Below are 23,959 nucleotides of genomic sequence, written 5' to 3'. Positions count from 1 at the left end.
ATCTTGATTAAGCAGTCGACCTGCGGATTGGGCATGGAAACGAAAAAAAATAATATTGAGTTTATCCCTAAGTTTGAGAAATCCTTTTTACTGCCGCGCTACTGGGGCGCGTGGCTGGGCGTCTTTGCCTTCGCTGGCATCGCGCTGACGCCGCCTTCCTTTCGCGATCCGATCCTCGGCAAACTCGGCCGCTTCGTAGGGCGTTTGGCGAAAAGCTCGCGGCGCCGGGCGCAGATTAATTTGCTGTACTGTTTTCCGGAAAAAAGCGAGCACGAACGGGAAGCGATCATCGACGCCATGTATGCCTCGGCGCCGCAGGCGATGGTGATGATGGCCGAGCTGGGCCTGCGCGATCCGCAGAAAATCCTTGCCCGCGTCGACTGGCAGGGGAAAGAGATCATCGACGAGATGCAGCGTAATAACGAGAAAGTGATTTTCCTCGTTCCGCATGCCTGGGGCGTGGATATCCCGGCGATGCTGATGGCCTCCGGTGGGCAGAAGATGGCGGCGATGTTCCACAACCAGGGTAACCCGGTCTTTGATTACGTGTGGAATACCGTGCGCCGTCGTTTTGGCGGGCGTATGCACGCGCGCAACGATGGGATCAAACCGTTTATTCAGTCGGTGCGCCAGGGCTACTGGGGCTACTATCTGCCCGACCAGGATCACGGCGCTGAGCACAGTGAATTTGTGGATTTCTTTGCCACCTACAAGGCGACGCTGCCCGCGATTGGCCGTTTAATGAAGGTATGCCGCGCCCGCGTCGTACCGCTGTTCCCGGTCTATGATGGCCAAACGCATCGCCTGACGGTGCTGGTCCGCCCGCCGATGGACGATCTGCTGGACGCTGACGATACGACGATCGCCCGGCGGATGAACGAAGAAGTGGAAGTGTTTGTTAAGCCGCACACCGAGCAGTACACCTGGATCCTGAAGCTGCTGAAAACGCGCAAACCGGGTGAAATCGAGCCTTATAAACGCAAAGAGCTGTTCCCAAAGAAGTAGTCTAAAAGAGAGCCAGTGGGCGTTCCCGGCTCACTGGCTATATTGCGTCAGTAACATCACGTTCTCGACGACAAGCCGGTAGCGATACTCCGGGCGGCCAGTGATACCGTAGTGATTGGTCGTGAAGAGCACGTTTATCTGCTCCAGCCAAATCAGGTATTTGCGGCATGACACCCTGGATATCTGCAGCGCCGCCGCCAGCTCGTTGGTCGAAAAATCGCGCGCCTGATGGGCGTCAATCCACTGGCACACGAGGCGAAGGGTTTGTGGAGTCAGCCCTTTCGGCAAGCGGCGGGCGCTTTCCTGTTGCGGGATCCCGCGACGCAGCAGGGTGTCGATATCCGCCTGGGCGTAACAGGATTTCGCCTGCTTCACCTCACGCTTGTTGCGCCATGTCTGCAGGGCTTCCTCAAAGCGCGGAAACTGAAACGGTTTAATCAGGTAATCCACCACCCCATAGTGCAGCGCCGTTTGTAGCGTGAGCGCATCGGCGGCAGATGTCATCATGATGACGTCAATATTCCGCGCATCTGCGCGAAGCGAGGGCAGCAGGTCAAGGCCATTCTCCTGTTGCATATAGACATCCAGTAGCAGCAGATCGACCTGCGCCAGATGGCTCAGCATCGCTTTGGCGCCGCCGATCGTCGCCGCCACCCCGCAGCAGTGAAAATCAGCCACCCGGCTGATAAACAGCCGGTTCAGTTCGGCTACCATGGGATCATCATCGACGATCAGCACATTGAACATGCGTGGTTCCCCGGTGTGGCGGGAAGCCAGCCGGCTTCCCGCAAGATGAGTTGAGGAATGGCGATCAGAATGACGATCGTTTATAGGCGGTGTAGCGCGCTCGCCAGAAGGTTTTATCGATATTCGCCGCCAGCTGTGCCTCGTCAATCTGCGGCGCGACGCCGTCCCGCTGCGCGGCGCGAGCAACCTCTGCGGCAATAGCCCGGGAAATCATTTCAATCTCTTCAACCGGCGGCAGTAAAGCACCGGTTTCACGGGTCGCCAAAGGCGAGTGGGCTGCGAGGGTTTTACTGCAGGTGATCAGCATCGCTTCGGTGACGCGCTGCGCTTTACTGGCGAGGATCCCCAGCCCCAGACCGGGGAAAATATAGGCGTTGTTGCACTGAGCGATATCGTAGGTTTTGCCGTCGTAGAAGACGAGTTCGAACGGGCTACCGGTGGCGATCAGCGCGCTTCCCCGGGTCCACTCCAGCAAATCCTTCGGCTGGGCCTCGGCCCGGGAGGTGGGGTTAGACAGCGGCATAATAATCGGACGCGGGCAGTGCCGATGCATCTCTTTCACAATCTCCTCGCTAAACAACCCCGGCTGGCCTGACACGCCAATCAGTACGGTAGGGTGGACGTTGCGTACGACATCCATCAGCGACAGCTGGGCGGACTCGGTATCCCAGTGGGCAATACTGGCTCGCGGCGTGACGAGGTTGCGTTGAAAATCGAGCAGATTGGGCATCTCATCCGTCAGCAGGCCAAAGCGGTCAACCATAAAGATGCGGCGGCGCGCTTCCTCCTCCGAGAGACCATCATCCACCATCAGCGCAATGATTTTTTCCGCAATGCCGCATCCGGCCGAACCGCCACCGAGGAAAACTACCCGCTGGTCGCGGATCGGCGTCCCGGCCGCGGCCGCGGCGGCGATCAGCGTCCCTGAGGTCACGGCGGCGGTACCCTGGATATCATCGTTAAAACAGCACAGCTGGTGACGATAGCGGTTGAGCAGTCGCGTGGCATTCTTTTGGGCAAAATCTTCAAACTGAAGTAATACATTCGGCCAACGTTGCTGAATGGCATGGACAAACATGTCCATAAACTCAAGGTACTGCTCGTCGCTGATGCGCGGATGGCGCCAGCCCATATACAGTGGATCCTCCAGATGCTGCGGGTTATTGGTACCCACATCTAACATAATGGGCAGCGTGGATGCCGGGTGAATACCCCCGCAGGCGGTATATAACGAGAGTTTACCAATGGGGATCCCCATGCCACCAATCCCCTGGTCGCCCAGCCCCAGAATGCGCTCGCCATCGGTCACGACAATGACTTTGATATCATTGCGGGAAAACCCCTGCAGCATTTCGTCAATCTGGTGACGGTTAGGCCAGGAAATAAATAAACCGCGTCCCCGGCGATATATTTCTGAAAAATGTTCGCACGCTTCTCCCACCGTCGGGGTATAGATCACCGGCAACGTTTCTTTCATATGGCTGCGCAGCAGGTTATAGAATAATGTCTCGTTAGTATCCTGAATATTCCTGAGATAGATATGGCGTGAAATACTCTTTTTGAACTGGCAAAACTGGCCCCATGCGCGCTCGGTTTGTTCTTCAATGGTTTCAACATTATGGGGTAACAGTCCCTGAAGATTAAATGCTGTGCGTTCACTTTCGGTAAATGCAAGGCCTTTATTTAATAACGGATTTTCCAGCAGGACGGCACCGTTATAGGGAGTGTATAAGGTTTCTGTGGCTAACATTGGATGACTCCTGAATATCATAGTAAATAATGACCGGGATGCTTAAGGGTTTTCGTTCCGTGTTCACGAAATTAAATAAATCATAATGCCTTCGGTGACGACGCCGATGGCGGTACCCAGCAAAATAGAGGATGAGGCCGGCTCAATATAGGTATCGCTGCGCAGAGCAAACATCCCTGCGGCGATGGCGGAAGGCGTCGCGCCGATGATAATAACCTGTTGCATTAAGGTATGACTGAGCCCGAAGGCCAGTCCGGCCAGCGCCATCATTGCCGGTTGGATCAGATTTTTGATACTGATATTGGTACAGGTTTGAATATTGACCGTCGGGCGTTCGCCGTAAAACAGCAGCCCCAGGGCGAACAGTGACAGACCGCCGGCGATTTTACCCACCATTTCAATAGGCATACTGAGCATATGCGGCAACTGGACCCCTGCCAGGCTGAGCAACACGCCGGAAATCGGGATCCAGACGATGGGGTTTCTCACGGCTTTCAGCAGGTTTTGCAGGATCAGCTGTCCGGCATGAAGCTGGGGTTCATCCGCGCTTCCGTGCTTGTCTCCCATGCGAATCAGGATGATAGTCAGAGGGATCATCAATACGCTGGTCACCAGGTTTCCGATAAGCACGCCGAGAAAACCCTCCGGGCCTATTAGCACTGCCAGAACGGGCGCACCAAAGTAGGCCATATCGGGGAAGGCGCAAACCAGCGACTGAATCGCGCTGGTTTTAATATCATGACGGAAAACATAGCGTGAGATCAGCAGCGTGAGAAAATAGGATCCCATCAGGCCAATGACTAACACCGCCATAAAGGTGAAGTTTTTAATTTTATCGGGATTGGTATTTAACGCGCCGATAAAAAGATGGAACGGAAGCGCAAAGCGGATCACCACCGTGGCAAGAACGGAGGCATCCTCGCGCCGGGTATAGCCTAGTTTACCGCTAAGCCATCCCAGCAGCATGATAAATACCAATGGGAAAAGGGATTGTAAGAGTAGTGAAGGCATAAGATGTCCTGACATATTTTATTGGGTTGTTGTGTCGCCAATCTAGCGATCCCGTAATATTTAAAAGGTGATAGTCATCACAGTCGCCTGCCTTTAAATAATTTCGCCTCGGATACTTTACTTACAAATGGGTAAATCAGGGTTAAATCAGGGAGTTGCTTGAATGAGATGCAAATATTATCGATGATGCTAACTTTAGCTTTATGACGATAAATTAAATTACTTAAAATAAACTTTATGGTTTAGTCACAAAGCCGACAGCGGAAAACCGTTTGTCATTTTTTGTTTTAAACGCCTGTGCTACCGTTTTGAGTGTATTTTGTTGAGCCGGTGTTTAGTGCTATTTCGTTTATGTTGCTACGCAAATTTTAATATTGCGTTACTACCCTACGCTACCTCCTTATCATTCAGGTAAAAATATGGAAAATAATTCACTCAACCACCCGATAGATAAAACCCAACCGAACGGGCAATCGACACGACTTTTATCCAATATCGACGTTGGTGCCGTACCGTTAACGCTCTTTATTGGTATCGCTGCGATCGTCGCGCTCTCAGCGAGTGCGGGTCTGCTACCGAAAAATATGATTGGCGGACTGGCGGTCATTATGACCCTGGGATTCGCGCTGGCTAAGATTGGCCGCATGGTGCCAGTATTAAAAGACATTGGCGGGCCGGCTATCTTGTGCCTGATGATGCCCTCAGTGTTGGTCTACTTTGGCGTGTTTGAAGCTCATACGCTCGATACTGTGCACTTGCTGATGAAAGAGGCCAATCTCCTCTATTTCGTCATCGCCTGTCTGGTCGTCGGGAGTATTCTGGGAATGAATCGCACTATTCTGATCCAGGGGATGGTGCGTATGTTTGTCCCGTTGGTGGTGGGGACCGGGGCGGCAATATTAACCGGCCTGCTGGTGGGCAGCTTATTTGGCTACAGTATTTACCACACCTTCTTTTTTATTATCGTGCCAATTATCGGCGGCGGCATCGGCGAAGGGATCCTGCCTTTGTCGCTGGCTTATTCGGCCATTCTCGGGCAAACGCCTGATGTCTATGTTGCCCAGCTGGCGCCGGCCGCGGTGGTTGGGAATATTTTCGCCATTATCTGCGCTGGTTTTCTGGCGCGCATGGGCGCACGTCGTCCGGCGCTATCCGGCAATGGGATGCTGATCCGTAGCCATGACGATAATAGCGTCTTTGCGCAACATCAGAGTACCCAACCCACCGATTTTCAGCTCATGGGTGCCGGGTTGCTGATGATTTGCGCGTTTTTCATCGTCGGTGGTCTGCTGGAGAAGGTGGTGCATATTCCGGGGCCGGTGCTGATGATTCTGGCGGCCGTCTTCTGCAAATATACCAAAGTTATCCCGGCGGCGATGGAGCTGGGGGCGCATAGCTGCTACAAGTTTGTCTCCGCCGCGCTGGTGTGGCCGCTGATGATCGGCCTGGGCATGCTGTATGTGCCGCTGGAGAGCGTGGTCTCGGTGTTCTCCGTTGGCTACGTCGTGGTTTGCGGCTCCATCGTTATTGCCATGGCGCTGAGCGGTTTCTTTATCGCTGCTCGCCTGAATATGTATCCGGTGGAAGCCGCCATTGTGACCAGCTGCCATAGCGGCCTTGGAGGAACCGGAGATGTGGCCATCCTCTCGGCGTCAAACAGAATGGGGTTGATGCCGTTTGCCCAGATTGCGACGCGGATCGGCGGGGCGTCAACGGTGATCGCCGCGACGCTGTTGTTGAGCTGGATGGTGTAGTCTGCCAGATATTGAGCAAAAAAAACCTGCCAGCCGCATCGCTGGCAGGTCGACACCGAGGCTTACTCGACGGTGAGGATACGGGTGGTGTTGGTGCTGCCGATGGTGCTCATCACATCACCCTGGGTCACGACCACGAGGTCACCGGAGACGAGATAGCCTTTATCCCGCAGCAGATTGACGGCATCGTGCGCAGCGGCTACCCCGTCATTCTGGCTGTCGAAGAACACCGGGGTCACCCCGCGGTAGAGGGCGGTCAGGTTCAGGGTGCGCTCGTGGCGGGAAAGGGCGAAAATCGGCAGACCGGAACTGATGCGCGAGGTCATCAGCGCGGTGCGGCCCGATTCAGTCATGGTGATGATGGCCGTGATGCCTTTCAGGTGGTTGGCGGCATACATCGCCGACATGGCAATCGCTTCTTCCACGTTGTCGAACTGGACGTCCAGACGGTGTTTGGAGACGTTGAGGCTCGGGATTTTTTCGGCGCCCAGACACACGCGCGCCATTGCGGCCACGGTTTCTGACGGGTACTGACCGGCAGCGGTTTCCGCGGAGAGCATCACCGCATCGGTACCATCCAGCACGGCGTTGGCCACGTCCATCACTTCCGCGCGAGTCGGCATCGGGTTGGTGATCATCGACTCCATCATCTGGGTGGCGGTAATGACGGAACGGTTCAGCTGACGGGCACGACGAATCAGCGCTTTCTGGATACCCACCAGCTCTGGATCGCCGATTTCGACGCCGAGGTCGCCGCGCGCAACCATGACCACATCGGAGGCGAGGATCACGTCGTCCATCGCATCCTGATCGCAGACTGCTTCCGCACGCTCAACTTTGGCGACGATTTTTGCATCGCAGCCGGCATCGCGCGCCAGGCGACGGGCGTAGTTCAGGTCTTCGCCGCAGCGCGGGAAAGAGACCGCCAGGTAGTCGACGCCGATTTTGGCGGCGGTGACGATATCAGCTTTGTCTTTGTCGGTCAGCGCTTCGGCAGACAGGCCGCCGCCCAGCTTGTTGATCCCTTTGTTGTTAGATAACGGACCGCCGACGGTCACTTCAGTAAACACTTTCATCCCCTGAACTTCGAGGACTTTCAGCTGTACGCGACCATCGTCGAGCAGCAGGATATCGCCCGGCACGACGTCCGCCGGCAGGCCTTTGTAATCGATCCCGACTTTCTCTTTGTCGCCTTCACCTTTGCCGAGGTTAGCGTCGAGCAGGAATTTGTCGCCGATATTGAGGAAAATTTTGCCTTCTTTGAAGGTCGATACGCGAATTTTTGGTCCCTGGAGGTCGCCGAGGATAGCAACGTGACGGCCCAGTTTCGCCGCAATCTCACGCACTTTGTCGGCACGGAGCTGATGATCTTCCGGGGTGCCGTGAGAGAAGTTCATACGCACTACGTTTGCGCCCGCGGCGATAACTTTTTCCAGGTTGTTATCACGGTCAGTTGCTGGGCCTAAGGTAGTAACGATTTTGGTTCTGCGAAGCCTTCTGGACATGTAATACTCCGTTGACTGATACAACTTTGGTGTTGCGTGAACATGGATTCGGTAGCGCCAGCCTGCAACGTCGCACAGCCGGATCGTTATCGAAGGTGTAATGGGTTACTGCTTGTTATCAACTTTTATTGATTATCACTGGGTACGAACTGTTCTTTATCAAAACGCGATTCCTTCAGCGCTTCCTTGACCCTCTTCAAGTTATCTCTGAATTTTGCCCCCCGACGCAGCGTAAAACCCGTCGCCAGCACGTCGATGACGGTCAACTGGGCCAGACGGGAGACCATCGGCATATAGATGTCGGTATCTTCCGGCACATCGAGGGTGATGGCGAGCGTGGCTTCCCGGGCCAGGGGGGTGCCGGCGGAGGTGAGGGCGATCACCATGGCATCGTTTTCACGGGCCAGCTGCGCTAGCTCCACCAGGCTCTTGGTTCTTCCGGTATGTGAGATAATCACCACCACATCATCGTCATCGCAATTCATACAGCTCATGCGTTGCAGGACAATGTCGTCGGAATAGATGACCGGCACGTTAAAGCGGAAAAATTTGTTCATCGCATCATGGGCGACCGCCGCCGAGGAACCGAGGCCGAAAAAGGCGATTTTTTTGGCCTGAGTCAGCAGATCCACCGCGCGATTCACCGCCGACATGTCGAGAGAATGGTGGACCTGATCTAAACTCGCCATGGCCGATTCGAATATTTTTCCCGTGTATGACTCAACGCTGTCGTCTTCATCAACATTCCGGTTAACATAGAGCGTACCGTGCGCGAGGCTCTGGGCAAGGTGCAGTTTAAAATCAGGAAACCCGCGGGTTTCGAGGCTGCGGCAGAAGCGATTGACGGTCGGTTCGCTCACCCCGGCCTCAAGGGCGAGGGCGGCGATGCTCGAATGAATGGCCTGCGCGGGGGTGGCGAGGATCACTTCCGCCACTTTGCGTTCAGATTTGCTAAGGTGTTCCAGTCGGGACTGGATTTTTTCCAGCATGTTCATTAGTAACAGGGCGCTCATCAATGGAAACGATTTCATTAATGGGTGAAATCATCGGGCGTTTTAGCAAGAATATACCCCTCCGCAAGCGCAAGCGGTGAGGAATGACGTGAAATAATGTTGTTTTTTTTCATTACATGATCAGAGTCGTATTTTACTGACCTGAAACAGGTACAAACAACGAACAATATCAGCCAGATGCCCAAATCATCGCCGAATGTTTTCACCCTGTGCGGTTTTACCGCCGCAAACGAAGGGGAAGGCTTTCGGGAAATACGTAAACACAGTACAGTGCAGTGTAAGAAAATTACAAATATAGCCTGGCAGAAGCACCAGACTATCAACTGAGGAGAATGACATGGCGGTAACGCAAACGGCCCAGGCATGCGACCTGGTCATTTTCGGCGCGAAGGGCGACCTGGCGCGACGTAAATTGTTGCCTTCCCTGTATCAGCTTGAAAAAGCGGGCCAGATCCACGCCGACACCCGCATCATTGGCGTCGGCCGTGCCGATTGGGATAAAGCGGCTTACACCAAAGTCGTGCGCGAAGCGCTGGAAACCTTCATGAAGGAAAAAATTGATGAAGGTTTGTGGGATTCCCTGAGCGGACGCCTGGAGTTCTGTAATCTTGACGTTAATGACACCAGCGGCTTCACGCGTCTGGGTGAGATGCTGGATCAACAGAACCGTGTCACCATCAACTATTTCGCCATGCCGCCGAGCACCTTTGGCGCGATCTGCAAAGGTCTGGGCGAAGCGAAGCTCAATGCCAAGCCTGCGCGCGTGGTGATGGAAAAACCGCTGGGTACCTCGCTGGAAACCTCGCGTGAAATCAACGACCAGGTCGGCGAGTTTTTTGAAGAGTGCCAGGTCTACCGTATCGACCACTACCTCGGTAAAGAGACGGTCCTCAACCTGCTGGCGCTGCGCTTTGCCAACTCCCTGTTCGTCAATAACTGGGACTGCCGCACTATCGATCATGTCGAAATCACCGTCGCGGAAGAGGTGGGTATTGAAGGGCGCTGGGGTTACTTCGACCAGGCCGGGCAGATGCGCGACATGATCCAGAACCACCTGCTGCAGATCCTGTGCATGATTGCCATGTCGCCGCCGTCCGATCTCAGCGCCGACAGCATCCGTGATGAAAAGGTCAAGGTCCTGAAATCCCTGCGTCGCATTGATCGCTCCAACGTGCGTGAGAAAACCGTTCGCGGCCAGTACACCGCCGGCTTTGCCCAGGGCAAAAAAGTGCCGGGCTACCTGGAAGAAGAGGGCGCCAACAAAACCAGTAACACCGAAACCTTCGTGGCGATCCGCGTCGATATCGATAACTGGCGCTGGGCCGGCGTACCGTTCTATCTGCGCACCGGCAAACGTCTGCCGACCAAATGCTCTGAGGTAGTGGTTTACTTCAAAACCCCGGAGCTGAACTTGTTTAAAGAGACCTGGCAGGAGCTGCCGCAGAACAAGCTGACTATTCGTCTGCAGCCGGACGAAGGGGTGGATATCCAGGTGCTGAACAAAGTGCCGGGCCTCGACCATAAGCATAATCTGCAGATCACCAAGCTGGATCTGAGCTACTCCGAGACCTTTAATCAGACGCACCTGGCCGATGCTTATGAGCGTCTGTTGCTGGAGACCATGCGCGGTATCCAGGCGCTGTTTGTGCGCCGTGATGAAGTCGAAGAGGCGTGGAAATGGGTGGATTCCATCACCGAAGCCTGGGCTGCCGACCGCGATGCGCCGAAACCGTATCAGGCAGGGACCTGGGGACCGGTTGCGTCGGTGGCGATGATCACCCGTGACGGCCGTTCGTGGAACGAGTTCGAGTAAGCTCGCCGCCTAATCCGTCAGGGTTATTTTACCGGTAACATGATCTGACGCAGAAAGTCGCACGCTTTTTAATCTTTTAAGCCCCGTGAGGATTCACCCACGGGGCTTTTTTTATTACACTGCTTTCAGACATTTTGCCCCTGAGCGCTGGTGTTGGTGGCCTTTAGCACAAAAATACGTCATCACGCAGCGGCCGGACAGATACAAATTTGAGGAGCCTTTATGAATTCGACAATGTTACGGGTAACAAATCGCATTATCGAACGGTCGCGTGACACCCGCGCGGCTTACCTCGCAAGGATTAACCAGGCCAAAACCGACACCGTGCATCGTGCGCAACTGGCCTGCGGCAATCTGGCTCACGGTTTCGCGGCCTGTCAGGCTGACGACAAAGCCTCTCTGAAAAGCATGTTGCGCAACAACATCGCCATCATCACCTCCTACAACGATATGTTGTCCGCTCACCAGCCCTATGAACACTATCCGGACATCATCCGTAAAGCGCTGCATAGCGCCAATGCGGTCGGCCAGGTGGCCGGCGGCGTGCCGGCAATGTGCGACGGCGTAACCCAGGGGCAGGACGGTATGGAGCTCTCATTGCTGAGCCGCGAAGTGATCGCCATGTCCGCCGCTATCGGCCTGTCGCATAACATGTTCGATGGCGCGCTATACCTCGGCGTGTGCGATAAAATTGTCCCCGGCCTGACCATGGCAGCGCTCTCTTTCGGCCATCTGCCGTCGGTCTTTATTCCGTCCGGTCCAATGGCCAGCGGCCTGGCTAATAAAGAGAAGGTCCGCATTCGCCAGCTGTACGCGGAAGGTAAAGTGGATCGTATGGCGCTGCTGGAGTCCGAAGCCGCCTCTTATCACGCGCCGGGAACCTGTACTTTCTACGGCACGGCGAACACCAACCAGATGGTGGTCGAGTTTATGGGCATGCAACTGCCGGGATCGTCCTTCGTTCATCCGGATGCCCCGCTGCGGGACGCGCTGACCGCCGCTGCCGCACGCCAGGTCACCCGCATGACCGGCAATGGCAACGAGTGGATGCCGCTGGGGAAAATGTTCGACGAAAAAGTGGTAGTCAACGGCATCGTGGCGCTGCTGGCGACCGGTGGCTCCACCAACCATACCATGCACCTGGTGGCGATGGCCCGCGCGGCGGGGATCATCATTAACTGGGACGATTTCTCCGACCTGTCAGACGTGGTGCCGCTGCTGGCGCGCCTCTATCCCAACGGCCCGGCGGATATCAACCACTTCCAGGCGGCGGGCGGCGTTCCGGTACTGGTGCGCGAGCTGCTGAAAGGCGGCCTGCTGCATGAGGATGTTCACACCGTCGCCGGCTTTGGTCTGTCGCGTTACACCCTGGAGCCGTGGCTCAACAACGGCGAGCTGGACTGGCGTGAAGGGGCGACAGCGCCGCTTGACGATCAGGTCATCGCGACCTTCGAGAAACCGTTCTCCCGCCACGGCGGCACGAAAGTGCTGAGCGGCAACCTGGGACGCGCAGTGATGAAAACGTCGGCGGTCCCGGTAGAGAACCAGGTGATTGAAGCGCCGGCGGTGGTGTTCGAGAGCCAACACGACGTATTGCCGGCCTTTGAAGCGGGCCTGCTGGATAAAGATTGTGTGGTGGTGGTCCGTCATCAGGGGCCAAAAGCGAACGGGATGCCAGAATTACATAAACTTATGCCGCCACTTGGTGTATTATTGGACCGCCGTTTCAAAATAGCGCTGGTGACCGATGGCCGACTCTCTGGCGCCTCCGGTAAAGTCCCGTCAGCTATCCATGTCACGCCTGAAGCGTATGACGGTGGTTTGCTGGCCAAAGTGCGCGATGGCGATGTGATTCGCGTGAACGGACAGACGGGAGAACTGACGCTGCTGGTGGACGATGCCGAACTGGCGGCGCGTCAGCCGCATATCCCTGACCTCAGCGCGTCGCGCGTGGGAACCGGTCGGGAGATGTTTGGGGCGCTGCGTGAGAAGCTCTCTGGCGCGGAGCAGGGCGCAACCTGCATCACTTTTTAAGACGATTTTATTTCTAGATCTGGCGAGAGAAAATCCTGATGAAAAACTGGAAAACAACAGCAGAAGCAATCCTCACCTCCGGTCCGGTTGTCCCGGTTATCGTAGTGAAAAAGCTGGAGCATGCGGTACCGATGGCGAAAGCGCTGGTCGCAGGCGGCGTGCGCGTGCTGGAAGTCACCCTGCGCACCGAGTGCGCCCTGGAAGCGATCCGCGCGATTGCTAAAGAAGTGCCGGACGCGATTGTCGGCGCGGGCACGGTCACCAACGTCGAGCAGCTGAAAGCGGTAACGGAAGCTGGCGCGCAGTTCGCTATCAGCCCGGGGCTGACTGAATCCCTGCTGAAAGCAGCGACCGAAGACGGCACCATTCCGCTGATCCCGGGGATCAGCACGGTGTCTGAGCTGATGCTGGGTATGCAGTATGGTCTGAAAGAGTTTAAATTCTTCCCGGCGGAAGCCAACGGCGGCGTGAAAGCCCTGCAGGCGATTGCGGGTCCGTTCGGCCACATTCGTTTCTGCCCGACCGGCGGTATCTCTCCGGCCAACTACCGTGACTACCTGGCGCTGAACAGCGTGCTGTGCATCGGCGGTTCCTGGCTGGTGCCAGCCGACGCGCTGGAGGCCGGCGACTACGATCGCATTACCACCCTGGCGCGTGAAGCGGTGGAAGGCGCGAAGTAAACCGCGCCTTAAGGTCGACAACCCGGTCAGCGGCAACGCGACCGGGTTTTTTTGTCTCTATCCTTCGACGATGACCGCCGCGGCGGCAGTTTTAGCCCGTGCCACGGCCTCTTCGACTGAATCGGCAACGGCGAGGGTTACCCCCAGGCGGCGGGTACCGTCAATCTCGGGCTTGCCGAACAAACGTAGCTGCAGGCCAGCCCCGACGGCCGATTGCAACTGGCCAAAGCTGACGTTCTGGCTGGTCAGCTGCGGAAGGATCACCGCGGAAGCGGCCGGACCATACTGGCGGATAGCGCCGACGGGCAGTCCAAGGAAGGCGCGAACGTGCAGGGCGAATTCCGAGAGATCCTGCGAGATCAGCGTCACCATGCCGGTGTCATGTGGGCGCGGGGAGACTTCGCTAAAGATCACCTCGTCGCCGCAAACGAACAGTTCCACGCCAAACAGGCCATGACCGCCCAGCGCCAGCACCACCTTGCGGGCGATGGCCTGGGCACGTTCGAGGGCCAGGTCGCTCATCTGCTGCGGTTGCCAGGACTCACGGTAATCGCCGTCTTCCTGGCGATGGCCAACCGGGGCGCAGAAATGCACGCCATCGACGGCGCTGACGGTGAGCAGGGTGATTTCAAAGTCGAAATTCACCACCCCCTCGACGATCACCCGCCCGGCGCCGGCGCGGCCGCCCTGCTGCGCATAGCGCCAGGCTTCGCTGAGCTGGTCAGCCGAGCGGATAAAACTCTGGCCTTTGCCGGAGGAGCTCATCACCGGTTTGACGATGCATGGCAAACCGATCTCGGCAACGGCCGCACGGAAGCCTTCTTCGCTGTCGGCGAAGCGATAGCTGGAGGTGGGGAGCTGCAGCTCTTCTGCCGCCAGGCGGCGAATGCCTTCGCGGTTCATGGTGAGCTTTGCCGCCCGCGCCGTGGGGACCACTTTCTGCCCGGCCTGTTCCAGTTCAACCAGGGTATCGGTAGCAATAGCTTCGATCTCCGGCACGATGTAATCGGGTTTTTCCTGTTCAATCAGGGCGCGCAGGCTCTCGCCGTGCAGCATATTGATGACGTGGGCGCGGTGGGCGACCTGCATCGCCGGGGCATCGGGGTAGCGGTCGACGGCGATAGTTTCAATGCCCAGACGCTGACATTCAATGGCGACTTCTTTGCCCAGCTCGCCGGAACCTAACAGCATTACTTTGGTGGCTGCCGGGCGCAGCGCGGTGCCTAATACAGTCATAACTCTCTTCCGCAGTAAAAAAAGATGCCGCCGATTATAAACGAAAACGTTTGCGTCTGTCTTTACGCGCGTGAGTTGAGTCCGGAGAGGAAATTTGATATACTGTATAAAAATACAGTATTGAGAGGCTGCAGCATGGCGGTTGAAATTAAATATGTTGTGATCCGCGAAGGTGAGGAAAAAATGTCTTTTGCCAGCAAAAAAGAGGCCGACGCTTACGACAAAATGCTCGATCTGGCAGAGGTGCTGAATGACTGGCTGGTAGCATCGCCGCTGGAGATGGATGACGCCCAGCGTGACACCATGGCGATGTGGCTGGCAGAGCGAAAAGAGGCGCTGCAGCATATCCTGCGCGTCGGCCGACTGCCGGAGCAGGATGCGTCCGCGCACGACTCACCCGCGCCGTCGGCGGCAGAAGAGGCTTCTCCGGCGGATGACGACGTTGCACCGGCTGCCAAAGCGCGTAAGGCGAAAGTGGCCTGACTTGCGGCAGCCAGCTATGGCCTGGCTGGCTAGCTGGGTAGAGATTTGTCTGCCGCGCCGACCTTTGCGCATCTTTAGCCAGGTCTAACATTTCCTGACATCGCGTCGTTTAGGCTGATAGCAGTGTTTTATCACCTGAGAGGAAAACCATGGCTAACTGGCTTAATCAACTGCAGTCGCTGCTCGGGCAGCAGGGCGCGTCACCGACAGGCGAGTCGTCAAAAGGGAGCGCACTGCTGCCTGGTGCGATTGGCGGGCTGGCCGGGTTGCTGGTGGCCAGTAAATCCTCACGCAAACTGCTGGCGAAATACGGCACCAGCGCGCTGCTGGCAGGCGGTGGGGCGGTGGCGGGTACGGTGTTATGGAACAAGTATCAGCAGAAGATGCGCGCTCAAAATGCGCCTGCGTCCGAGGCGAGCACGCCGGCTGTCGTGCCGGCGGACGTTGATCCGCGCAGCGTGCGGCTGATTACCGCGCTGGTTTTTGCCGCCAAGAGCGATGGTCATATTGATGACCACGAGCGGGCCAATATTGAAGCCCAGCTGCGGGCGGCCAATATTGACGTTCAGGCACGGGTGCTGATCGACCAGGCGCTGGCCCATCCGCTGGATCCTCAGCGTCTGGCGGAGGGCATCGTTGATCCGCAGGAGGCACTGGAGATCTACTACGTCAGCTGCGCGGTCATTGATATCGACCACTTTATGGAACGCAGTTATCTGAACGCGCTGGGAGACGCGCTGTCACTGCCAAAGGATGTCCGGGCCGATATAGAACAGGATATCCAGTCACAAAAACAAGCGCTAAGCGTCTAAATTATCACGTTTCGCTTGCATCGCCCGCGTCTTTTGCCACCCTTATAGACACGTCATCATTCAGGCGCCGCCGTGTGGCCTGAATGCTCTTGTGTCACGATAAAGCAGCAGAAGACCAACATGCCACCAAAAGCCAAACGGATCCCTCACGCCATGACCTTGCATGGCGATACACGCATTGATAACTATTACTGGCTGCGCGACGATGAGCGCGCGCAACCTGACGTGCTGGACTATCTGCACGCGGAGAACGCCTACGGCAAGCGGGTGATGGATTCGCAGCTCAGCCTGCAGGAACGTCTGCTGAAAGAAATTATCGACCGCATTCCGCAACGGGAAGTCTCCGCCCCTTACAGTAAAAACGGTTTTCGCTACCGCCAGGTTTACGAGCCGGGCTGTGAATACGCCATCTATCAGCGCCAGTCGGTGCTCAAAGAGGAGTGGGATGAGTGGGAGATCCTGCTTGACGGCAACCAGCGGGCGGCGAAGAGTGAGTTCTACACCCTTGGCGGACTGGGCGTCGCGCCGAATAACCAATTGATGGCGGTGGCGGAGGATTATCTTTCCCGCCGCCAGTATGGCCTGCGCTTCTGCAACCTTAGCAGCGGTGAGTGGTACCCGGAGATCCTGGAAAATGTCACCTCCGGCTTTGCCTGGAGTAATGATTCCCGCTTTGTGTGGTACGTGCGTAAACATCCCACCACGCTGCTGCCTTATCAGGTCTGGCGCCACACGGTGGGTACTGCGGCGCAGAGTGATGTGCTGGTGTATGAAGAAAAAGATGAGACCTTCTACGTCAGCGTACATAAGACCACTTCCCAGCAGTTCGTGGTGATTTATCTCTCCAGCGCCACCACCAGTGAAGCATTACTGCTCAACGCCGAACTCCCTGACGCTGAGCCGGTCTGCTTCCTGCCGCGGCGGAAAGATCACGAATACAGCCTCGATCACTATCAGCACGCGTTCTATCTGCGATCCAACCGGGAGGGGAAGAATTTTGGCCTCTACCGTACCGTGCTGCGCGATGAAGATCAGTGGACCACGCTGATCCCGCCGCGTCACGACGTGATGCTCGAAGGATTTACGCTGTTTACCGACTGGCTGGTCGTCGAGGAGCGCCAGCGCGGCCTGACCAGCCTGCGGCAAATTAACCGCAAGACCCGGGAAGTGGTAGGGATCGCCTTTGACGATCCGGCCTATGTCACCTGGCTTGCCTATAATCCGGAACCCGAAACGTCGCGCCTGCGTTACGGGTATTCCTCCATGACCACGCCGGACACCCTGTTTGAACTGGATATGGATACCGGCGAACGGCGGGTTATCAAGCAGCAGGAAGTGAAGGGGCTGGACACGAGCTGCTACCAGAGCGAACACCTGTGGGTGACCGCCCGCGATGGCGTCGAGGTTCCGGTATCGCTGGTCTACCATCGCGACCATTTCCGCAAAGGGAGCAATCCGCTGCTGGTCTATGGCTATGGCTCATATGGCGAGAGTATCGATGCCGATTTCAGCGCCAGCCGGCTGAGTATGCTCAACCGGGGCTTTGTCTACGCCATTGCCCACGTCCGCGGCGGGGGCGAGCTGGGGCAGCAGTGGTATGAGGACGGCAAATTTCTGAGTAAGAAAAATACCTTCAATGACTATCTGGACGTCTGCGACGCGCTACTGGCCCAGGGGTACGGCGATCCGCAGCTCTGCTATGGCATGGGGGGCAGCGCCGGCGGGATGCTGATGGGCGTGGCCGTTAACGAACGTCCTGAGCTGTTTCATGGCGTGATAGCCCAGGTGCCGTTCGTCGACGTGGTGACCACCATGCTGGATGAATCTATTCCATTGACTACCGGGGAGTTTGAAGAGTGGGGAAACCCACAGGATGAAACCTATTACCACTACATGAAAAGCTACAGCCCCTACGACGGCGTCCGGGCGCAGGCTTATCCGCATATGCTGGTGACCACCGGGCTGCACGATTCTCAGGTGCAATACTGGGAGCCGGCAAAATGGGTGGCCAAACTGCGGGAACTGAAAACCGACGATAACCTGCTGCTGCTCTGCACCGATATGGATTCCGGCCATGGCGGCAAATCCGGGCGCTTTAAAAGCTATGAGGGAGTGGCGCTGGAGTATGCCTTTTTCATTGCCCTGGCGCAGGGGACACTGCCGGGGAAAGCGGCAGTGTGATGACTATTCCCCGAGGTAATGTTTGAGGGTCAGGCGCAGTTCGGGGCTCATGCGGTCGAGATTGTTGAATAACCAGCGCAGGTAGCCGGGGTCGTTTTCAGCAATTTCGGCCACCGCTTTACCCCGGTATTTGCCGAAGGTAAAGGTGGTGAGCAGCGACGGGCGGCCGGTGATATCGGCCATTTCGTCAGGCGTCCAGCCGGAAACGTTGATGATATCCAGCAGCAGCGCGGCGGTGATATAGCAGTCATACAGCGCGCGGTGGTGATGCAGCCCCGGCGGGGTCGCCACATTCAGCTTACGTGATTTATATAACCCCATATTGCTGTATTTGATCCCCGGCCACAGGCGGCGGGCCAGCTTCATGGTACAAATCCACTCGCCGCTCATCTCCGGTAACACCCGGCGGTCAAAGCTGGCGTTGTGCGCGACATACCAGGGACTGCCCAGATAGTGCGGAATAATCTCCTCAATCCACGGCTTATCAGCGACCATCTCTTCCGTTATACGGTGGATAGCCATCGCCTGCGGCGTGATGGGACGGTCAGGACGCACCAGATGGCTCATCGGGTTAGTGATTTGCCCATCGACAATGTCGACCGAGGCGATTTCGACGATGCCCCCCTGCAGGCCGCAGGTTTCGGTATCAATGACGCGCAACATGGCTCGCTCCAGAGCAAAACAACAAGCGTAAAGGAATTGGGTGGCCTTGCCAACCGACGGGGAGCAGGCGGGCGCGCATTATTTCTGCTTCGGCTCCCAGGGCAGTCGGGAAAGCGAAACAGACGCCAGCCGGTGGGCGATCAGTCGTTCGCGGAACCAGTCGCGCAGATGGGCGGGCTGCTCACGCTCGACCAAATCAGCGACCACCGGCATGTTGTATCGCTCCTTAAAGGCGACGCCGGCGGCGGCGAGATCGACGTTGACCTTATCCATCTCAGCTTGCGAAATTTTGGCCAGATTTCTTTCCATTATTAACTCCAGTGTGCTGGTAAACCCGGTCGAGGCGCTGACGCTTAGCTCGACTCTGCCATTATACAGGGTTATTCTCTGTCCTACAGACATAACAAAAGGGAATGACGAATATGCGACTCCTCGCTGGACGCGCGTTGCGCCTCTCGGTTGCGTTTGCCGGTATGTTAACCGCGGCAGGCGCCTTCGCCCACGCTCACCTGCAACAGCAGATCCCCGCCGCGGGTGCACAGCTGATCGCGCCCCCTCAGACGCTGACGCTCAGTTTCTCCGAAGGGATCGAACCGGCCTTCAGCGGCGTGGTCGTCACCGGTCCGCAGCAGCACGCGGTAGCCACCGGAAAACTGACCCGCAGCGCTGACAACCCCTCTCAGGTCACCTTACCCCTGGCGGAAACGTTGCCTCCGGGGGAGTACACCGTAGCATGGCATGTGGTCTCGGTTGACGGCCATAAAACCAAAGGGCAATACACTTTTAGCGTGAAGTGATCGATGTTGACCGGGCTCTATATCACGCTGCGTTTTGGGCACTTTATCACCCTGATGTTGGCTTTTGGCTGCGTGCTGTATGGCGCCTGGTGGGCGCCAGTACCGCTGAGGCGCGTGCTGATGCACCGCTTTTATCCGCTGTTGCGCCCCCTGATGTTGATCGGCGCGCTCTCAACCGTGGCGCTGTATCTGGTGCAGGGGGGGATGATGGGCGATGGCTGGGCGGATGTCTGGCAGCCCGCCGTCTGGCAGGCGGTAGCGGGTACCCGCTTCGGTGGGGTGTGGATCTGGCAGATCCTGCTGGCGTTGTCCGCCCTCACCGTGGTGTGGATCCGTCCTCATCACGGCGCCAGGCAACTGATGGCCCTGCTGGCAGCCCAGCTGTTGCTTTCCGCCGGGGTAGGACATGCCGCCATGCACGATGGCTTACTCGGCGCCCTGCAGCGGACTAATCATGCCGTCCACCTCTTCTGCGTCGCCAGCTGGTTCGGCGGCCTGTTGCCCTTCATCTACTGCCTGCGTCTGGCGCAGGGGCGCTGGCGTCAGGCTGCAATCTATACCATGGCGCGCTTTTCGCGTTACGGACATCTGGCAGTGGCCGGCACCCTTGCCAGCGGCATAGTCAATGCGCTGTTGATCCAGGGGGCGGTGATCGGAACCTCGCCCTGGGGGCGCATGCTGTTGATCAAATGTGCGCTGGTCGCCGGGATGGTGGTAATTGCCTTAGTGAACAGGTATGTTCTGGTACCGCGCATGTCGGCAAGCGGTTCGCGGGCGGAAAGCCTGATCCTGCGGACCACGCAGGCTGAGATAGGGCTGGGCGCGCTGGCGCTGCTGGCCGTCAGTCTGTTTGCCACCTGGGAACCTTATTGAATTAACTGGCAAAATCATGAAAAAAATTGTTCTGACCATGTTGTTACTGGCAAGCTCCGGGGCTGCTCTGGCGGCGCCGCAAATTATCACCGTGAGCCGCTTTGAAGTGGGGAAGGAGAGTTGGGCGTTCAACCGTGAAGAGGTGATGTTGACCTGCCGTCCGGGTAACGCGCTTTACGCCATCAACCCAAGTACGCTGGTCCAGTATCCGCTCAATGACGTCGCGGAACAGCAGGTTAAAGCCGGCAAGACGACCGCGCAGCCGATCTCCGTGATCCAGATCGACGATCCGCAGCATCCGGGACAAAAAATGAGCCTCGCGCCATTTATCGAGCGAGCGCAGAAGCTCTGCTAGCGTTCCGCGTTATCTTACTGTAATAGCATAAAAAAAACCGCCCTTGCCGGATAACGGCAGTGGCGGTTTTTTACTGGCTGACAGCCGTTTACCAGGAATTACACGACCACATTGGCCGCGGACTGGAAAAGCTGACGCGTTAAACTATTCTTATAGTGCAAGGCGACTTAGCCTGCATTAATGCCAACTTTTAGCGCACGGCTCTCTCCCAAGAGCCATTTCCCTGGACCGAATACAGGAATCGTATTCGGTCTCTTTTTATCTGTCACTTTCTGCTTTCGCAATAGCCAGCGACATCATGTCAGTCAAACCCCAGGCTGGCCTCTGGATGTCCCGTTATAGCACACCGTTTTTAGCATACACAATCCATTTACACACAAATCGCATCCTGAGGAAGGGTTGCGTCGGGAAGGAGAGATCTGAAACTGGGGTGGAAAGAGAAAAGAAAAAACCTGCACCTAACCAGGCCCGGCGTGCAGGTTAACAGGCGGGCCAACATCGGAAGTCTGCTAGTATACATATTTGTATGATAAATAAAATGAGCAAAGTCTAATAGATTTGGCAATTCATGCGATTAGCGATCGTCGAACGACCGTATCGCTAAAAATAATAAGCGAATGCGCCGCTATGTACAGCGGCTGAAATTATTCAGGAACGCTAAAGGTGGGGTATATCTTACTTTCGAGATAGCAGAGCAAAAGCCAAATTTCATCGCTAAAAATAAACCATACGCAGCCCAGCAGAATGACCGCAAGAATAATTAGCAGGAAAATTTCGGTTTTACTCATCATGCCAACCACTATCCAATGGCGCCTGGGGCCATGATAGTAGCGAAATAAGTACCGAATAAGCAAACGCCGCGTGTCAGCGCGGCGTTACCGGCAGCGAAATTTACGTGCCATGGCGCGGTTGCGTCAGGATGTCCACCTGCTCAGCCAGCTGATCCAGCAGCTGGAACCGACGCCGGTATTCGGCCCGTTTTTTGCTGGCGATACTCTCCAGTGATTTTCGTTCCAGACGCTGCGGCAGCCGCCAGCGCCACGCGCTTTCCGGCTTACCATCGATGGACTGCCAGAACTCGTCGTAGCTGGCGTGGAAATGGCGGCCCTTGCTCAGGCGATAGCGCAGGGCACGGAACACATGGCCATTATCGCTGACGCCATAAATCGACTCGATAGCGCTGCGAGCAGCCAGCAGCCAGATGAACTCCAGCAGCAGGCGCTTCGGGAACAGGCCGAAGCAGGCGCGAGTGGCCTGCTTAATCACCTCATGGGAAACGTGGCGCCGTGGCCCCTGCAGGCCGCCGATGACCAGTTGCCAGGCTTCACCGTCCCAGGTCACGCTAAAGGTTGCGCTGGCCAACAGGGTGTGATCGCCGTCGCGTAGCCATAATGTGGTTTCGCCCTCGCGCTCAGCCTTCCCGGCTGAGGAGGCGGAGAGAGTGAACGGGCTGTCGTCTTTTCCGTTCAGCGTCAGCAGCGGGACCTCGCTCACCGCGGTCATGGCATGCGCCAGCAGCGACCCCTGCAGGGTATCGATGTAGCGATAATGACTTATTACCGCCATCGCCCGCTGCCAGGCGTTAAGATCGCGCGTCAGGTACTGACGGTGCACTTTCCCCGGCAAGGTCGCCTGTGCGGCCAGAAGCTGGTTAAAATCATCGCGGGCGCTAAGCGCCTCAAGCATCGCTTTGGTGGGGCTATAAAATAACGCCGTACGCAGCAGAAATTTAAGGCGAAAATTTTTCTGCCGCCAGATAGGTGCAGGTATTAGTCTGCCCATCACCAGATCGGCAATAAGATGCGAGCGCGGCGCAAGTACGCTGGTTGAATGCAGGCTATTGTCTGTCACGATAAACACCTCGTTGTTATTTCCTCCTATTTTAAAGCGAGCCTCTGATAAGCTTAATCCTCTGGCCGACTATATTTCCCGTTTGTTTAAAATCGATTGAGGTGTAAATAAAAATCACCGGGGATCCGGCGCAATTACCTATAATTACAGCAGAGAGGTAATTATATGTATCAACGTATTAATGGTAGCGACTGGCGTAATATCTGGCTGATGGGCGATCTGCATGGTTGCTTTGCGCTACTGATGGGCCGACTGCGCCAGTTGCGCTTTGATCCCTGGGCCGATCTGCTGATCTCCGTTGGCGATCTGATCGATCGCGGTCCGCAGAGCGCTGACTGCCTCGGCCTGCTGCGCTGCCGCTGGTTCAGGGCGGTGCGTGGGAATCATGAACAGATGGCGCTGGAGGCGCTGGAGAGCGGGGATATGGCACTCTGGCAGATGAACGGCGGCGACTGGTATGTCCGGGGCACCGCGCAGCAGCGGGCCGAAGCCGACCGGTTGTTAGCGCGTTGCCAGCGGCTACCGTTGATTATTGAAGTTGCGTGTGCAGATGCCCGGCATGTTATCGCCCATGCCGATTATCCGGCGTCAGTCTATCGCTGGCAGCAGCCGGTGGATCCCCAGCGGGTATTATGGAGCCGCCATCGCCTGAGCGAACATCTGGCGGGACGTCATGGCGCCATCGCCGGAGCAGACCATTTTTGGTTTGGTCATACGCCGCTTCGCGCGCCTTACGAACGCGATAATCAACACTATATTGATACGGGCGCTGTGTTTGGCGGGGCGCTGACGCTGGTGGCGCTGCAGTCGGCAGGTTAAAAGTCGCTGTATTCGCTGGCGGGTTGCCAGAAGCCGTCAATAAAATCTTCTATCGGATAGCAGCCGCCGTGGCGGATCCGCTGATCCTCCATCGCCACTAAGCACTGCGTTTCCTGGCGGTAGACGTCAACCACAATGTCCTCACAGCCGCCATCCAGATAGCAAATAAACAACACCAAGGCAAACATCCTGGCCTCATGTTCGGGTTCACATACTATTTAGTGTAGGGGATGACAGCGGGACGGGGAAATAAATAACCCGTCTCTGGCGACGGGTTCATTTGAGTCAGGCAAGGCGCATGACCCAGGCATCAGACTGGCGGTCGTAATGTTTACGGTAGAGAACGGAATGTTCGCCATTGAGAATGGCGGGCACGCTGGTATCGGCATCCCAGGCGTCAAGCTGCATACATAAATCTGGATCGGATTTGCAGGGAATACTTAACGTTCGCTCTCCCTGATGTTCACCGTGCAGTTCGGCATCGTCTATCTCAAACGCGCCGATGCGGACATTGGTTTTACTCATCGCTTCACCCCATTTTTCAGCTGAGTTGTGGTACGACCAGTTGAGGTCGTCA

The 23,959-nt window shown here is 56.6% G+C and carries 25 protein-coding genes; 13 read left to right on the top strand and 12 right to left on the bottom strand.

From position 1 onward, the window contains the following. Positions 1-33 precede the first annotated feature (33 nt). The gene (lpxM, locus tag CWM61_RS04050; protein ID WP_008804253.1) at positions 34-1,005 is read left to right on the top strand and encodes a lauroyl-Kdo(2)-lipid IV(A) myristoyltransferase; all 972 of its coding nucleotides are present in this window, start codon (positions 34-36) and stop codon (positions 1,003-1,005) included. A 30-nt stretch (positions 1,006-1,035) separates the two neighbouring features. On the opposite strand, the gene dcuR is transcribed toward lpxM, so the two are convergent. The 3 genes from dcuR to CWM61_RS04035 all read right to left on the bottom strand — a co-directional run bounded on the left by dcuR (position 1,036) and on the right by CWM61_RS04035 (position 4,513). Beyond that, a complete protein-coding gene (gene dcuR, locus CWM61_RS04045) occupies positions 1,036-1,752 on the bottom strand; it encodes a two-component system response regulator DcuR (RefSeq protein WP_100630724.1) in 717 nt (238 codons plus the stop codon). Positions 1,753-1,816: 64 nt separating this feature from the next. Continuing rightward, positions 1,817-3,502 carry an NAD-dependent malic enzyme gene (locus CWM61_RS04040; protein ID WP_100630723.1) on the bottom strand — a complete coding sequence of 562 codons (1,686 nt, stop codon included), beginning with the start codon at positions 3,500-3,502 and terminating at the stop codon, positions 1,817-1,819. Positions 3,503-3,565: 63 nt separating this feature from the next. Next, positions 3,566-4,513, bottom strand: a complete 948-nt coding sequence (locus CWM61_RS04035) for an AEC family transporter (protein ID WP_061154102.1) — start codon at positions 4,511-4,513, stop codon at positions 3,566-3,568. A 419-nt stretch (positions 4,514-4,932) separates the two neighbouring features. On the opposite strand from CWM61_RS04035, the gene CWM61_RS04030 reads away from it, so the two are divergent. After that, complete coding sequence (locus CWM61_RS04030; protein ID WP_100630722.1) at positions 4,933-6,267, top strand: 2-hydroxycarboxylate transporter family protein; 1,335 nt, start codon at positions 4,933-4,935, stop codon at positions 6,265-6,267. Positions 6,268-6,329: 62 nt separating this feature from the next. On the opposite strand, the gene pyk is transcribed toward CWM61_RS04030, so the two are convergent. Then, entirely contained in the window at positions 6,330-7,772 is a 1,443-nt protein-coding gene (pyk, locus tag CWM61_RS04025) for a pyruvate kinase (RefSeq protein ID WP_074385455.1), read from the bottom strand. Between the two features lie 125 nt (positions 7,773-7,897). Then, positions 7,898-8,803: a MurR/RpiR family transcriptional regulator gene (locus CWM61_RS04020; protein ID WP_162677299.1), complete on the bottom strand. Its 906-nt coding sequence runs from the start codon at positions 8,801-8,803 to the stop codon at positions 7,898-7,900. Between the two features lie 159 nt (positions 8,804-8,962). On the opposite strand from CWM61_RS04020, the gene CWM61_RS04010 reads away from it, so the two are divergent. The 4 genes from CWM61_RS04010 (at position 8,963) to CWM61_RS03995 (ending at position 13,312) form a co-directional block, all read left to right on the top strand. Next, a complete protein-coding gene (locus CWM61_RS04010) occupies positions 8,963-9,112 on the top strand; it encodes a hypothetical protein (RefSeq protein WP_004145554.1) in 150 nt (49 codons plus the stop codon). A gap of 10 nt (positions 9,113-9,122) precedes the next feature. Then, positions 9,123-10,598, top strand: coding sequence for a glucose-6-phosphate dehydrogenase (gene zwf, locus CWM61_RS04005; RefSeq protein ID WP_008804260.1), 1,476 nt, complete (start codon positions 9,123-9,125; stop codon positions 10,596-10,598). A gap of 222 nt (positions 10,599-10,820) precedes the next feature. Next, positions 10,821-12,632 carry a phosphogluconate dehydratase gene (edd, locus tag CWM61_RS04000; RefSeq protein WP_008804261.1) on the top strand — a complete coding sequence of 604 codons (1,812 nt, stop codon included), beginning with the start codon at positions 10,821-10,823 and terminating at the stop codon, positions 12,630-12,632. Positions 12,633-12,670: 38 nt separating this feature from the next. After that, complete coding sequence (locus CWM61_RS03995; protein WP_002911423.1) at positions 12,671-13,312, top strand: bifunctional 4-hydroxy-2-oxoglutarate aldolase/2-dehydro-3-deoxy-phosphogluconate aldolase; 642 nt, start codon at positions 12,671-12,673, stop codon at positions 13,310-13,312. Between the two features lie 57 nt (positions 13,313-13,369). Here CWM61_RS03995 and purT read toward each other — a convergent pair whose 3' ends face one another. Continuing rightward, positions 13,370-14,548, bottom strand: a complete 1,179-nt coding sequence (gene purT / locus CWM61_RS03990; RefSeq protein ID WP_074385456.1) for a formate-dependent phosphoribosylglycinamide formyltransferase — start codon at positions 14,546-14,548, stop codon at positions 13,370-13,372. Between the two features lie 135 nt (positions 14,549-14,683). Here purT and CWM61_RS03985 point away from each other — a divergent pair, with 135 nt between their 5' ends. The 3 genes from CWM61_RS03985 (at position 14,684) to ptrB (ending at position 18,024) form a co-directional block, all read left to right on the top strand. After that, positions 14,684-15,031, top strand: coding sequence for a YebG family protein (locus tag CWM61_RS03985; protein ID WP_074385457.1), 348 nt, complete (start codon positions 14,684-14,686; stop codon positions 15,029-15,031). Positions 15,032-15,180: 149 nt separating this feature from the next. Further along, positions 15,181-15,843, top strand: coding sequence for a tellurite resistance TerB family protein (locus CWM61_RS03980; protein ID WP_100630721.1), 663 nt, complete (start codon positions 15,181-15,183; stop codon positions 15,841-15,843). Between the two features lie 120 nt (positions 15,844-15,963). After that, on the top strand, positions 15,964-18,024 hold the full coding sequence (gene ptrB, locus CWM61_RS03975; RefSeq protein WP_100630720.1) for an oligopeptidase B: 2,061 nt from the start codon (positions 15,964-15,966) through the stop codon (positions 18,022-18,024). 3 nt (positions 18,025-18,027) lie between these two features. Here the strand turns inward: ptrB and exoX are convergent, their stop codons facing one another. Together exoX and CWM61_RS03965 are read right to left on the bottom strand one after the other, a co-directional pair. Beyond that, positions 18,028-18,687, bottom strand: coding sequence for an exodeoxyribonuclease X (gene exoX / locus CWM61_RS03970; protein ID WP_074385460.1), 660 nt, complete (start codon positions 18,685-18,687; stop codon positions 18,028-18,030). A 78-nt stretch (positions 18,688-18,765) separates the two neighbouring features. Beyond that, positions 18,766-18,996, bottom strand: coding sequence for a DNA polymerase III subunit theta (locus CWM61_RS03965; protein ID WP_012541260.1), 231 nt, complete (start codon positions 18,994-18,996; stop codon positions 18,766-18,768). Between the two features lie 113 nt (positions 18,997-19,109). On the opposite strand from CWM61_RS03965, the gene yobA reads away from it, so the two are divergent. Genes yobA through CWM61_RS03950 form a run of 3 tightly spaced genes read left to right on the top strand, consistent with a single transcriptional unit; the run spans position 19,110 to position 20,712 of the window. Beyond that, positions 19,110-19,484: a CopC domain-containing protein YobA gene (gene yobA, locus CWM61_RS03960; protein ID WP_074385461.1), complete on the top strand. Its 375-nt coding sequence runs from the start codon at positions 19,110-19,112 to the stop codon at positions 19,482-19,484. A 3-nt stretch (positions 19,485-19,487) separates the two neighbouring features. Then, positions 19,488-20,357 carry a copper homeostasis membrane protein CopD gene (gene copD / locus CWM61_RS03955; protein ID WP_074385462.1) on the top strand — a complete coding sequence of 290 codons (870 nt, stop codon included), beginning with the start codon at positions 19,488-19,490 and terminating at the stop codon, positions 20,355-20,357. Between the two features lie 16 nt (positions 20,358-20,373). After that, positions 20,374-20,712 (top strand): YebY family protein, encoded by a 339-nt coding sequence (locus CWM61_RS03950; RefSeq protein WP_008804271.1) that lies wholly within the window; start codon positions 20,374-20,376, stop codon positions 20,710-20,712. Positions 20,713-21,356: 644 nt separating this feature from the next. On the opposite strand, the gene CWM61_RS29035 is transcribed toward CWM61_RS03950, so the two are convergent. Next, complete coding sequence (locus CWM61_RS29035; RefSeq protein ID WP_142667623.1) at positions 21,357-21,500, bottom strand: Ecr family regulatory small membrane protein; 144 nt, start codon at positions 21,498-21,500, stop codon at positions 21,357-21,359. A 103-nt stretch (positions 21,501-21,603) separates the two neighbouring features. Further along, entirely contained in the window at positions 21,604-22,572 is a 969-nt protein-coding gene (locus CWM61_RS03940; protein WP_165785239.1) for a VirK/YbjX family protein, read from the bottom strand. A gap of 156 nt (positions 22,573-22,728) precedes the next feature. Here CWM61_RS03940 and pphA point away from each other — a divergent pair, with 156 nt between their 5' ends. After that, positions 22,729-23,382 carry a protein-serine/threonine phosphatase gene (gene pphA / locus CWM61_RS03935; protein ID WP_074385463.1) on the top strand — a complete coding sequence of 218 codons (654 nt, stop codon included), beginning with the start codon at positions 22,729-22,731 and terminating at the stop codon, positions 23,380-23,382. Here the strand turns inward: pphA and CWM61_RS03930 are convergent. Together CWM61_RS03930 and CWM61_RS03925 are read right to left on the bottom strand one after the other, a co-directional pair. Beyond that, positions 23,379-23,570 (bottom strand): YebW family protein, encoded by a 192-nt coding sequence (locus CWM61_RS03930; RefSeq protein ID WP_100630719.1) that lies wholly within the window; start codon positions 23,568-23,570, stop codon positions 23,379-23,381. The genes pphA and CWM61_RS03930 overlap by 4 nt on opposite strands. Before the next feature lie 97 nt (positions 23,571-23,667). Further along, complete coding sequence (locus CWM61_RS03925) at positions 23,668-23,907, bottom strand: YebV family protein (RefSeq protein WP_002911393.1); 240 nt, start codon at positions 23,905-23,907, stop codon at positions 23,668-23,670. Positions 23,908-23,959 lie beyond the last annotated feature (52 nt).

This window comes from Klebsiella sp. K-Nf6, from assembly GCF_002806655.1.
Classification (GTDB): domain Bacteria; phylum Pseudomonadota; class Gammaproteobacteria; order Enterobacterales; family Enterobacteriaceae; genus Klebsiella; species Klebsiella variicola.
This window is presented reverse-complemented; position numbering and strand designations above follow the sequence as displayed.